The sequence below is a fragment of the Desulfovibrio sp. genome, assembly GCA_016208105.1.
In the GTDB taxonomy this organism is placed as follows: domain Bacteria; phylum Desulfobacterota; class Desulfovibrionia; order Desulfovibrionales; family Desulfovibrionaceae; genus Fundidesulfovibrio.
Window position 1 is genome coordinate 1 of the sequence record JACQYS010000005.1, and the last position, 11,693, is coordinate 11,693.

Annotated in this window: 11 protein-coding genes; 8 read left to right on the plus strand and 3 right to left on the minus strand. The window is 59.4% G+C overall.

The annotated features are described in order from the left end of the window. The first annotated feature begins 166 nt into the window (after positions 1-166). Complete coding sequence (locus HY795_02545; protein MBI4804095.1) at positions 167-1,003, plus strand: hypothetical protein; 837 nt, start codon at positions 167-169, stop codon at positions 1,001-1,003. 10 nt (positions 1,004-1,013) lie between these two features. Next, positions 1,014-1,601, plus strand: coding sequence for a tRNA methyltransferase (locus HY795_02550; GenBank protein ID MBI4804096.1), 588 nt, complete (start codon positions 1,014-1,016; stop codon positions 1,599-1,601). A gap of 70 nt (positions 1,602-1,671) precedes the next feature. Here HY795_02550 and HY795_02555 read toward each other — a convergent pair whose 3' ends face one another. Then, the gene (locus HY795_02555) at positions 1,672-3,309 is read right to left on the minus strand and encodes a glycosyltransferase (GenBank protein MBI4804097.1); all 1,638 of its coding nucleotides are present in this window, start codon (positions 3,307-3,309) and stop codon (positions 1,672-1,674) included. Between HY795_02555 and HY795_02560 the strand changes: the two genes are divergently transcribed. Next, positions 3,308-3,973 carry an L-threonylcarbamoyladenylate synthase gene (locus HY795_02560; protein MBI4804098.1) on the plus strand — a complete coding sequence of 222 codons (666 nt, stop codon included), beginning with the start codon at positions 3,308-3,310 and terminating at the stop codon, positions 3,971-3,973. The two genes, HY795_02555 and HY795_02560, sit on opposite strands and share 2 nt — an antisense overlap. Before the next feature lie 978 nt (positions 3,974-4,951). Here HY795_02560 and HY795_02565 read toward each other — a convergent pair. Together HY795_02565 and HY795_02570 are read right to left on the minus strand one after the other, a co-directional pair. Next, on the minus strand, positions 4,952-5,290 hold the full coding sequence (locus HY795_02565) for a hypothetical protein (GenBank protein ID MBI4804099.1): 339 nt from the start codon (positions 5,288-5,290) through the stop codon (positions 4,952-4,954). 178 nt (positions 5,291-5,468) lie between these two features. Next, positions 5,469-6,440: a glycosyltransferase family 9 protein gene (locus tag HY795_02570; protein ID MBI4804100.1), complete on the minus strand. Its 972-nt coding sequence runs from the start codon at positions 6,438-6,440 to the stop codon at positions 5,469-5,471. 97 nt (positions 6,441-6,537) lie between these two features. On the opposite strand from HY795_02570, the gene HY795_02575 reads away from it, so the two are divergent. From HY795_02575 to pdxA, 5 genes are all read left to right on the plus strand, one after another. Continuing rightward, positions 6,538-7,005 (plus strand): NUDIX hydrolase, encoded by a 468-nt coding sequence (locus tag HY795_02575; GenBank protein ID MBI4804101.1) that lies wholly within the window; start codon positions 6,538-6,540, stop codon positions 7,003-7,005. A gap of 86 nt (positions 7,006-7,091) precedes the next feature. Beyond that, positions 7,092-8,549, plus strand: a complete 1,458-nt coding sequence (glgA, locus tag HY795_02580) for a glycogen synthase GlgA (protein MBI4804102.1) — start codon at positions 7,092-7,094, stop codon at positions 8,547-8,549. Positions 8,550-8,566: 17 nt separating this feature from the next. Beyond that, entirely contained in the window at positions 8,567-8,767 is a 201-nt protein-coding gene (locus tag HY795_02585; protein ID MBI4804103.1) for an SAP domain-containing protein, read from the plus strand. A gap of 13 nt (positions 8,768-8,780) precedes the next feature. Then, positions 8,781-10,685 carry a 1,4-alpha-glucan branching protein GlgB gene (gene glgB, locus HY795_02590; protein MBI4804104.1) on the plus strand — a complete coding sequence of 635 codons (1,905 nt, stop codon included), beginning with the start codon at positions 8,781-8,783 and terminating at the stop codon, positions 10,683-10,685. A 6-nt stretch (positions 10,686-10,691) separates the two neighbouring features. Next, positions 10,692-11,684 carry a 4-hydroxythreonine-4-phosphate dehydrogenase PdxA gene (gene pdxA / locus HY795_02595; GenBank protein ID MBI4804105.1) on the plus strand — a complete coding sequence of 331 codons (993 nt, stop codon included), beginning with the start codon at positions 10,692-10,694 and terminating at the stop codon, positions 11,682-11,684. Positions 11,685-11,693: the final 9 nt, after the last annotated feature.

Consider the following 11,693-nt stretch of genomic DNA (forward strand, 5'->3'; position numbering starts at 1 on the left):
AGGCCTTTTCGGTTCCGAACCGGCGCTGGAATGTAATCAGGTCCATATCGTGGTAAGGTTTGGCCATGGCGAGCCTCCTCAACAGTCTAGATTCTTTCTATAAAGTATGGAAATTGCGGAGCGAAGGCAATAGCCACGAAGTCTTAATAATTTGACGTACTGCCCCATGCCGGGAGTAGGAATCACCGCCACTCGAAACGACAGTCTCGGATCCTTCAAATATGTTCTTGAGAACGAAACCGGCGAGAAGTCGCTGAATTTCTTCGTCAACCTCCAGTATTTGAACAGCGGCAAAGAGAGCCTTCTTGGGCTCTACTACAGCTTTGACGACGAACCGCGAGTTCCCCTGGCCGGGACGATCGGTCCCGACCCCAAGCATCAGCTTCAGGCCATGTTCACCCGCGACAAGCCCTTCAAGCGGCTTACCTTCACGGTTGAGCTCAACTGCCGGGACCTCACCGCCCAGTACCACGGCGGCAATCTGGAGACCCTCGCTTTCAGGAAGCTGGAAGTGTTCGCCTGCGCAGTGCCTGAATCCAAGTCCTGCCAGGCGGTGTGGGAGCGGCGCAACATGGAGAGCATGCGCCTCAACTACACGTCGGAATCCTTTATGGCCAAAGGGGGCGTACGCCAACGACCCCTATGGGAAAGCGCCACGAACTTGCGTGACGATCCGGCCTCGGAGGCGAAAGGGTGGCGAGTGCTTACGCCTAAGTCAGCCGATTCCGAGGGGACGCTTATTGTGGAGTTGACTCCAGGCAAGGATATGGTTTTTTATCCCCGCCTCTCAGGCTCCGCGAATTCGGTGCAGGTGTTCGAGATAATGCCCGATGGCTCAAGCCGTCCGGTGTTTCTCATGGCAGGGGTTCCGGAAGAGTGGACCCCCATAAGCGCCCAGTATCCTCTCGTTCTTCCTGACGGGCCCGCGAGCCGGACTTTGAGGATAGAACTGCGGGGCCGCTTTTGCCAGCTCTGGTACAAGGACGGGGAAATATTCTTTTAAAGGCCGTGACATGAGGGAACGTACAGACAACCGCAAACAGCGCATCCTGGATGTCCTGGCCAGAAGGCAGAAGGACCTGACAGTGGTGCTGAACAACATTCACGATCCGCACAACGTCTCTGCCGTGCTCAGGAGCTGCGACGCTTTCGGAGTGGGTGAGGCGCACCTTTTGTATACCGACACCGCCTTCCCGCAGCTGGGGCATAAAAGCTCGGCATCGGCCAAGAAATGGGTGGAACTCAAGCGCCACAAGTCCGCCCGTGAACTGGTGGAAGGGCTTCGGGCGAACGGACATCAGGTGCTCTCCACGGGATTTGGCCCCGGGGCAAAACCCGTGGAAGACTGGGACATGACGACACCCACGGCGGTCATCCTTGGAAACGAGCATGACGGCGTGGCCGAGGAACTGCAAGGCCTTGTGACGGACCACATCTACATCCCCATGCAGGGCATGGTGCAGAGCCTGAACGTGTCCGTGGCCGCCGCCGTTATCCTCTACGAGGCGTTCAGGCAGCGCATGGTCAAGGGAATGTACGATGAGCCTGGGCTGACGGCCGAGGAGATCCAGGCAAAGTACGAGGCCTGGATCAAGAAGTAGGGCTGCTACCCCCAGTGAACTCCAAAGGCCGGTGAAGAGCAAGGAAGGCAAGGGGGATGCCCTCTCGCATTCAACTCAACTCCGCCTGCTTCTGAAGCAGGTCCCGCCAAACCATCTCGAAGTTCTTCGCTATCATCATATCCAGTGCGGTATTGTCGTACTTGGCTTCCAGCTTGATCTTGTTGCCCAGAATGTGGGCCACCTGGGCCGGTGAGGACGCCTGGCGCAGGCTGGACCGCTGCACGTGGTCGATGGCCAGGCGTCCGGCGTACAGGCAGGGCTTTCCCGCCAGGAAACAGCGGATGTCGCGGTCGAGATCGTCGAACTGGGTGGGAGTGAAACGCACATCGAATGTCCCGACAGAATCCAGAAGAGTCAGGTCCAGCAGATGGCAGCATCCGGAAACCGACAGACAGGGGCGTTCATAGGCGAAAAGCCCGGCGTCCAGGGCCCCGGTGCAATTGTTGAAAACACGCAGCCGTTCGCCGGGTTCGTCTCCGGCTTCTCCGGGAAGGCGGTGGAGCAGGTGGTAATCCGCTGATTGCAGGCCATGCGGATGTTCATGATCGCGGATGGTGCACCCGACGACCCCGCATTCCGGATGACGCGCCGCGGCCTTAAGGAGCGTGGCCAGCCAATGCCTAGGCAGGATCACGTCGTCGTCCAGGAAGGCGGCGTAGCGGCAGGCGCGGACCTCTGGCAACGAGAGCAGCCAGTTTCTGGCCGCGGGCGCGCCCACGTTCACCGGCAGGGTGACCACGGTCAGCCGATCCTTCCCGAAACGGTCCATGGCGGCCTGAAGCGCTTGAGGGGTTTCGTCCGTGGAGCCGTTGTCCAGGACGAATACCGGGTTGTCCCCGATATCGGAGGCAAAAACGCTTTCCAGGGTCTGCGAGATCAGTTCCGCCTTGTTCCAGGAGTAGGCCAGAATGGCTGCTCTCTCTCGCGGAAGTTCGTCGGAGGAGGGAATCCGGACCGCGTCGTGGAGCAGCAGGGTCAGGTTCACGTTCCAGGGCATGGCCGTGTGCAGAGAACGCCAGCAGGCTGCGGCGTGCGCGAAGTCGCCCGACAGGGCGGCCAGGCGGCCAGCCATATACCCCGCCCAGGGGGCGAACGGGGTGGAATCGAACTGAGTGTCGAAATCGAGGCCGTGGTGGTAGTCGAGCTCGGCCAGAAGCCGGGTCGATAGAAGATCATCTCCAGCGCCGATGCGGATGATATTTGCGGCCTTGTCCCTGTCAGATAAACGGACTATCTCATCCCAGGCTTCGCCGATCCAGGCCGTGCCGTTCTGTCCTTGCACCGCCTGTTCCAGGAATTGCGGAAGCTCATCGCTGTTTCCCGAGGTTTTTATGTCATCCCAGAGTTCATGGGGCGGCAGTGGGCGCAGGCGCTTTTTGAGTGCTTGTAGGTAGGAGCGGTTCTTTGGGGAAAGAAATTTCTGCTCGCCGTCCAGGGTGAGAAGCAGGGCGAGCGCAGGGGCGTATAGCGGGCGCTGCTGCCAGGACCAGGCAAGAAGGCCTGCGGCTGCTGACATAAGGACTTGATTGCCGGGGGCTCCGCGCACTATCCCTTCGGCCAGCCCCCACTGCTGCCAGGGGCTTTCCGTGGAGAGTCCCCATGTTGGCAGCGGCCCGGCCAGCCGGGCAAGATCCTCTGGATCGAAATCGGGAAAGAATCCCATGTTGTCTCGGGAGGGTTCGCTCATGGCCTCTGAAATTGTTTCGGGTTCCCCTGATCCACAACTCGATCGGGCAGCAAAAGCTGTCGCAGGGGGCGGGTGCATCGTCTACCCCACGGAAACCTTCTACGCTTTGGGAGCCCGCGTGGGAAGCGCCCAGGCCCTGGAGAGGGTGAATGCCATCAAGGGCAGGCCGAGGTCAAAGCCCCTGCCGGTCATCATCGGCGCCATGGAACAGCTGGGACAGGTTCTTTCCGAAGACGCGCCGGATTGGCCCGGATACGGGTTGGCCAGGGAACTCATGGAGCAGTTTTGGCCAGGCTCACTCTCCATCATCGTGCCTGCCCGAGCTGGCTTGGCCTCCCAGCTTCTGGACGGGCGAGGCTTCGTATCCGTTCGCCTCACCCCGCACCCGCAGGCTCGCGAGCTGTGCCTGCTCGCAGGCTCCCCCCTGGCAGCCACCAGCGCCAACGTCAGCGGCGATCCTGCCGTGAGCGACATTGGGAAGCTGAGCCCGGCGGTCTGCCTGGGAGCGGAGTATGTTCTTGCAGGTAATCCTCAGCCCGCCGGGGGGCTTCCCTCAACGGTGCTGCGGCCCACGGACGGCAGGTCAGCAGTCCTGTACCGGCTTGGGGCTGTGGGTGAAGAGGCGCTTATGAGCCTGGGCATCACCCTGACCAGCGACGGGTAAAAGTTTTTTTACGCCACGTGGCGGGCTGGGTGGAAAAGCTCAAGCGTTGTTCAAGAAACTTTACGCCCGCAGGCTGACGCCCTGGATGGTCTTGTTGTGTAATGCTCATTTATAACAGTATGTTAACTTGATTTTCGAGGCGTGTTTGGCCCTGGCACGCTCGTTGCTTTATCCCATGCATCCTTCCTCCTTTTGTTAAAACCGGCTTTCAAGGAAACCAGGGCCTTGAAAGCCGGTTTTATTTCGTTCGATCACCAGCCAGAATTTCTGTGTGATACCATGCTGCGTCCTCTTACCCCAGGGCATGGCAAGTATGCCGTATCCTCCCAGATACAGGTGCCTGAAGCGATGGCAAGCAGCCAGGTTCGTCCCGGTGGATATTCTCCGCTTGCCCTTTTGGGGTTTTCGATCGCTCCTTGGCTGAGATACCGGCTTAGTCGCACCCCATCTTTCGGAACGTGGTTCTTGCCTCGATGGTGCGCTGAGCAAGGACATGCTTTGCTTGACCTTCGATGGAGGGCAGCGGACCATAATGCCGCAATACTTGGCTGGGTCGAGGGAGAGCCTGAGGGTATACTTGAAATATGAGCCTCCTTAGGTGGCTCATAGGAGTAAAAGTTTTTTTACCTCAAACAGGGGCCCGGGTAGGGAGAGGGGGGGACGGTTCAAGATTCTTTACGAATTCAAGGCGGAGTTCAATAAGAAGCCTCTTGAAAGAGGTCAATAATTATAATGTTTTAACATGCACTTTGAGTGTTGTGCCGAGTGTGGCACGCTCATTGCTAGATTAGATTCATCATTTCCTCCTTTTGCAACAATTTTACTAAAACCGCCTTTCAAGGAAACCAGGGCCTTGAAAGGCGGTTTTGCTTTGGCCGGTCGTCAACGAACGTTTATTTCTGACCACCTCGGGCGGCAGGGCGCCCGAGCAGCGTGGATTCTCGCAAATCAAGTCCAAAATGCGCTGATGCCGGTAAGCTATGAGGCTTCTGGAATACTTCGAAGTCCGGATGGCCAACAGGATTCCTGTGGACGCTCGTCTGTGGGGTATCGCTTCAGATGGACCATGTTCCTAGCGGACGTCGATGCTGGAAACCGTTTCTGGGCGCCTGTTCGCTCATCTCTTTGCAGCGCTTCAGCGGTAATACTCATCAGTGTGTGAAACCAAGAGGAATATGAGCTTAAGCCAGAAGAGTGTGGTCCTCTATCAAATATGACAGCCGAGAAGAGGAGAGCTTGGAGGTCTGGGCATCGCCCTGCGAGCGATGGGTATAAGTTCTTATACCGGGAATGGGGGCCTGGGTGGCGAAAGCGAATTGCGGTACAAGATTCTTTACGGTTTCAAAGGAGATTTCAAAACGAGCCTGAAGAGTAAAAACAAGTTATTACTGCCTGTTAGTATGCTTTTACGTGGTGTTTTGAGTTTTGGCACGCCCATTGCTAGATACATTTCATCATTTCCTCCTTTTGTTAAAATTTTAAATGAACAAGTCTTTCAAGGAATACCAGGGCCTTGAAAGACTTTTTCATTTTGTTTGATCGCCATCGCAAGTTCCTCCATGACCAGCGCTGGAGGTAATTCACCCAAGCAGCGCGCATTCCCGCAACTCAGGTCCGCGCAGGTGGCGGTGCAGGGTGAGCAGGGAAGAGCAAGGCTCACCTCGCGCATGCCCACCGGGCTCCATTGGGCGAAGCTGGTGGGCCCGAAAAGGGACACTCCTGGCACTCCGAGCATGCCTGCAAGGTGCATGGGGCCGGTATCGCCTCCCACCACGGCGCGGGCGGTCAGAATCAGCTCTTCCAGTTCCTCCAGGCTGCCAGGGGCGGCCACGCTCATTCCCTGAAGATCCATCCCGCGTTCGAGTTCCGCCGGACCAACCACGCAAACAGGTTCGAAGCCCGCCTGGCGCAGCATCCCGGCCAGTTGAAAATATTGAACCAGGGGCCACTGCTTGGTCGGATGTCCGGCTCCCGGAAACAAGAGCACCGTGTTCCCCGGTTTTAAGCCGGATGCGAAATATCGCCTGAAGTCCTTGAGCCAGCCCTCCGGAGTCGGTATGCCATAAGAGGACAGATTCGAAGCGTAACACTCCCGGACGTGGGCTGCTGGCCGACAGTCGGAACCGCCGCCAATCGCCTTCACGAACCAGCACCTGCTGTCCGGAGCGATGTTCGGAGCCTTGTCGATCACGAACCAGAACGCGAGCCAGTCCTCGAGTTCGTCGGTCCAGAGCGCCGCACCGTGCAAGCGGTCCAGAGCGCGTCTTATTTCGGGTGGGCAGGGTGAGAATCCGAGAGGCTCGAGCCAGCGCAACCTGTCGCCGCATCCGGCCCAGCAGAGACGTGCCGTGGGCAGAGCCTTGCGCATGGCCCAGGCCGATGGCCACACGTTCAGGAAATCGCCGATGGCTCCGTTATGAATGAGAATCACCTTGTCAGACACAGGTGTTGTAGGTATAGATTTCATCCTGACGCCTTTTTGCACCGCGCCGGCCAAGGGTGTAAACCCCTTCCCCTTATCCGGTGGACCATGCGAGCTCTTGGGGTATATGCGTCGTGCGGGAATGGACACACAGGAAACATCGTTCTGCGAACTCTGCGGCCGGTCTTTGCCGGTCTACAGCAATCCGACACCAACGGTGGATATCATCATTGCCTGCCCCGGGCGCAAGGTTGTACTTATTGAACGCAAGAACACGCCGTTTGGTTGGGCCTTGCCCGGCGGTTTCGTGGATTACGGAGAGACAGTGGAGCACGCAGCGATTCGAGAGGCGCTGGAGGAAACCGGGCTTGAAGTGGAACTGACCGGCCTCTTTGGAGTGTACTCCGATCCAAAACGCGATGCGCGCAAGCACACCTTGAGCGTGGTGTTCACCGCCCAGCCCCTGGACGTGTCGAAACTGGGTGCAGGGGATGATGCGGCCAGGGCGGGAATATTTCCCTTGGACGACCTGCCTGGGCCTCTTGTTTTCGATCACGAGACGATTTTGTCGGATTACGTGCACTCGTTCAGACGTTTGAACGGTGCGTGAAGGATAGTAAAGGGCATTTCACCGGATCGTAACGCCGCCGGGCGTATCTCGTGGTAGGTGCTGCGAACAGCCGGATGGGGAGTCGGATGCCATTTCATCACAAGATAGTTTTCATCGCCTCGGAAATATATCCGTTCTCGAAGACGGGCGGCCTGGGGGACGTGCTGGGGGCCCTGCCGTTGACGCTTCGCAAGATGGGTGTGGATGTCGCTGTCATCACCCCCTTCTACGGGCGATTGAGCACCGGCGAATTCAAGCTTCGCCTCCTCTCGTCCCGCTGCCCGGTGGGGTACCCCTGGGCGCCTATCACCGCGGAAATCTACGTCGCCGACTACAGCGGCCTCCCCGTATACTTCATCCAGCGCGGCGAATACTTCGACCGCCGTTTCTACTACAACACCCACGAAGGCGACTATTTCGACAACTGCGAACGCTTCATATTCTTCTGTCGGGCCTGCCTGGAATGGGCCCGGCGCATGGATGTCGCGCCGCAGCTCATCCACGTGCACGACTGGCAGGCAGGTCTGGTGCCGGCCTTCATGCACTTCTGGAGGCGCATCGACCCGTTCTGGCGCGACACCAAGACCATGCTCACCATCCACAACCTGGCTTTCCAGGGGCGTTTCGCTTCAAGGCTCTTCGCGGATTGCGGCCTGCCCACTGAAGCCTGGAACATGGACGGAGTGGAATTCTGGGGCGACTTCAATCTTCTCAAGGCCGGCATCGCCTACTCCGACCTGGTCTCCACGGTGAGCCCCACCTACGCACGGGAGATTCTCACTCCGGAGTTCGGCTGCGGCCTGGAAGGGATTCTAGGCAAACGCAAGGCCTTTTTGCGAGGCATTTTAAACGGCGCGGACTACAACGTGTGGGATCCGAGCAATGACCGCTATCTGCCCTGCACATACGGGGCTGAGGATTTCTCCAACAAGGACAACTGCAAAGAGAGCCTGCTGGACGAGATGGACTTAGACCCCCGCCTTGGAGACAGGCCAGTTCTGGGCTTCATCGGTCGGCTGCGCCGCCAGAAGGGCATCGACCTGCTTATCGATATTCTGCCCCAGCTCATGAAAATGGATGTGGGCGTGGTGGTGCTGGGCGAGGGCAACCTCGAGTTCGAAGCGCGGCTTATGGAACTCATGGAAGACTACCCCGGCAGGCTGGCGGTGCGAATCGGCTACACCGAAGACCTGGCCCACCGAATCCAGGCTGCATCGGACATCTTCCTTATGCCCTCGCGCTACGAGCCCTGCGGCCTGACCCAGATTTACGCGCTCCGGTTCGGCACCCCTCCCGTTGCTACCAATCTGGGCGGCCTGACCGACACCATCGTTCCGTATCCCAACCCGAAGTGCACGGGGTTCACCTTTCCCGAGGCCACTGCGGAAGCCTTTCTCGCAAGCATCCGCCAGGCCGTGGACGTGTTCGAGCGTCCGGACGAATGGGACAAGATCAAAGAGCGGGCCATGCTCGCGGATTTTTCCTGGGAGCGCTCGGCTGCACGTTATCTGGAGGTGTACAGAGAGCTCGGTATCGACGTCTAACCATTGGGAGGTCCGCCATGAACATGCAGGACATCCGTCGGATGGCCAAGGACAAGGGCGCCAGGATCAGCAACATGAACAAGGTCGACGCCATCCGCATGATCCAATTGACCGAGGGCAACTTCGACTGTTTCGCCAGGGCTGATTCCGGGCATTGCGACCAAGGCGACTGCCTTTTTATGGAGGACTGCATCAAGATCTCCATGAAAAGCAATTGAGAGTCACCGGAGGTTGTCCCTGAGCTCCCCCATCGACATCCCCTCTTTCGACCTCTACCTCTTCGGGCGGGGCGAACACTGGGACATCTATCGGATTCTTGGCGCCCATCCACATGAGCTGGCCGGGGAAGGGGGCTTCAGGTTTGCGGTTTGGGCTCCCAACGCTGACGCTGTCTGTGTGATCGGCGAGTGGAACGGGTGGGAGTTCGGCCGGGATTATCTGCATCCCGTGGGAGCCTCGGGCATCTGGGCCGGATTCATCGGCGGGGTAGCGCGGGGACAGCTCTACAAATTCGCCATCCGCGACAAGGCCGGACATGTCCACGTCCGCACCGACCCCTACGCTTTCTATGCCGAGATGCGTCCCGGCAACGCCGCAGTTGCCTGGGGCCTGGGCGGCCACCAGTGGCAGGACGATGAATGGATGCGCAGCCGGGCGACCGCCGGTCTCCCCTTGGACAAACCCGTCAGCATCTACGAGGTCCACCTGGGCTCCTGGCGCTGGAAGGGGCCATACTACGGGGATTTCTTAAGCTACCGCGAACTGGCTGACCAACTGATCGCCTATGTGAGTGAACTGGGCTTCACCCACATCCAGCTCATGCCGGTGGCCGAACATCCCCTCGACGAATCCTGGGGATACCAGACCGGCCACTATTTCGCCCCCACCTCCAGGTTCGGCTCGCCGGAAGACTTCAAGTATTTCGTGGACCGCTGCCATCAGGCCGGTTTGTCCGTGCTTCTGGACTGGGTTCCCGGGCACTTTCCCAAGGACGTCTGGGGGCTTGGCCGGTTCGACGGCACACCTGTGTACGAGCATGCGGACCCCCGCCAGGGCGAGCATCCGGACTGGGGCACCTTCGTATTCAACTACTCGCGCCACGAGGTCCGCAATTTCCTTCTGGCCAACGCCCTCTACTGGCTGGAGGAATTCCATCTGGACGGGCTTCGCATCGACGCCGTGGCCAGCATGCTCTACCTGGATTACTCCAGGAAGGACGGCCAGTGGGTGCCCAATGTGCACGGCGGCAAGGAGAATCTGGAGGCCATCGCCTTTTTGCGGGATCTGAACACGGTGGTGCACAAGCGCTATCCGGGCGCGGTCATGGCGGCCGAGGAATCCACTGCCTGGCCCGGTGTTTCCCGGCCGGTCTATGCCGGAGGGCTCGGGTTCACGTTCAAGTGGAACATGGGCTGGATGAACGACACCCTGGGTTATTTTTCCAAGGACCCCGTGTTTCGGGCCTACCACCAGAACAACCTGACCTTCTCCATGCTCTACGCCTTCCACGAGAACTTCATTCTTCCCATGTCCCACGACGAAGTCGTTCACGGAAAAGGGGCACTGCTTTCCAAGATGCCCGGGGACGACTGGCAGAAGTTCGCCAACATGCGCTGTTTTTTAAGCTACATGTGGTCGCATCCTGGAAAGAAACTCCTGTTCATGGGCGGAGAGTTCGGGCAGTGGCGGGAATGGTCCAGCCGCGAACCCCTGGATTGGGCGTTGATGAATTTTCCGAACCATCAGGGTCTGGCCCGGACAGTCAAGGACCTGAACACGCTCTACCGGAGCGAACCGGCCTTCCACCAGCTGGACAACGAATGGAGCGGCTTCGAGTGGATCGATCTTTCGGATTACCAATCTTCGGTGATCAGCTTCCTTCGCAAGGACAGGGACGGCTCCCAGGTGATGTGCGTGTTCAACTTCACCCCGGTGGTGCGCACACACTATTCGCTCGGTTCCAGGCATGACGGGTACTGGCGTGAGGTTTTCAACTCGGACGCCACCGAGTACGGAGGGTCCGGTGCGGGCAACGCCGGCGGTGTGCACGCCCAGAAGGCCGAAATCGGCTTGTGGCCGTTTTTCGTGTCTCTTACCCTGCCGCCGCTAGGGGCGGTGTTCCTCAAGGCTGAATAATCCACTATGATCCGTACAATACTGCTGACTCTGGGCGATCCCAACGGGCTCGGCCCGGAGCTTGTCTGCCGCTGGCTGGCCACCATCCCGGAACTTCACGAGCGCGTGGTCCTCATCGGTCCTGAGGCGGCACTCGCCTATCACGCGAAACGGCTTGGGATAGGCACCCTCTGGAAACGAACAGGGGACGGTCCGGGACTTCTGGAGCGCCAAGCTCCGGGCGTATGTCTCCTGGAGCCGGAGGACCTTGAATCCTTCACCCCCGAACCCGGCATGCTCTCGGCCGCGGGCGGGCGGTGCGCCGGTCTCTCCCTATCAAAAGCCTGCGACATCCTGATGCGCGGGGACGCCCAGGCAGTGGTCACCTGTCCGCTCAACAAGGCGGGGCTGCAGGAGGCCGGCTTCGATTTCCCGGGGCATACGGAATTTCTTGCGGAAAGGGCCGGAGTGGGCCGCGACGGTGTGTGCATGCACCTGTGCGGGCCAAGGCTCAGGGTGAGCCTGGTGACCACCCATCCCCCCCTGCGCCAGGTTCCTCAACTGGTGACCGAGGAAAAGGTTCTCAACTGCCTGGAGCTGACCTCTCAGCATGTGCGGCGCCTTGGACTGCCCGGGCCCGTGGCCGTGTGCGGGCTGAACCCTCATGCCGGGGAATCCGGCAAGATAGGGGACGAGGAGGCCAGGGTTATTGTTCCAGCAATGGAGCGGGCCCGGGCCAAGGGGCTTGACGTTGCCGGGCCTTTCCCGGCGGACACGGTTTTCCGCCGCGCCTACAACGGCGAATTCCCGGCCGTTCTGGCCATGTACCACGACCAGGGCCTAGCTCCCCTGAAGCTGGTGCACTTTGGGGAGGCGGTGAACGTCACCCTTGGGCTGCCCTTTGTGCGTACGTCCGTGGACCATGGAACCGGCTACGATCTTGTGGGGAGCGACTGCGCGGATATGGGGAGCTTTCTGGCCGCGGTGGAGTTGGCGAGAGAGCTTGCTGGAGCGCGCTGAGGCGTAGGC

Excerpts from the sequence above, each read along its gene's own strand:
- HY795_02545 (MBI4804095.1), top strand. The coding sequence starts at position 167 with ATGCCGGGAGTAGGAATCACCGCCACTCGAAACGACAGTCTCGGATCC.
- HY795_02550 (MBI4804096.1), top strand. The coding sequence starts at position 1,014 with ATGAGGGAACGTACAGACAACCGCAAACAGCGCATCCTGGATGTCCTG.
- HY795_02560 (MBI4804098.1), top strand. The coding sequence starts at position 3,308 with ATGGCCTCTGAAATTGTTTCGGGTTCCCCTGATCCACAACTCGATCGG.
- HY795_02555 (MBI4804097.1), bottom strand. The coding sequence starts at position 3,309 with ATGAGCGAACCCTCCCGAGACAACATGGGATTCTTTCCCGATTTCGAT.
- HY795_02570 (MBI4804100.1), bottom strand. The coding sequence starts at position 6,440 with ATGAAATCTATACCTACAACACCTGTGTCTGACAAGGTGATTCTCATT.
- HY795_02575 (MBI4804101.1), top strand. The coding sequence starts at position 6,538 with ATGGACACACAGGAAACATCGTTCTGCGAACTCTGCGGCCGGTCTTTG.
- glgA (MBI4804102.1), top strand. The coding sequence starts at position 7,092 with ATGCCATTTCATCACAAGATAGTTTTCATCGCCTCGGAAATATATCCG.
- HY795_02585 (MBI4804103.1), top strand. The coding sequence starts at position 8,567 with ATGAACATGCAGGACATCCGTCGGATGGCCAAGGACAAGGGCGCCAGG.
- pdxA (MBI4804105.1), top strand. The coding sequence starts at position 10,692 with ATGATCCGTACAATACTGCTGACTCTGGGCGATCCCAACGGGCTCGGC.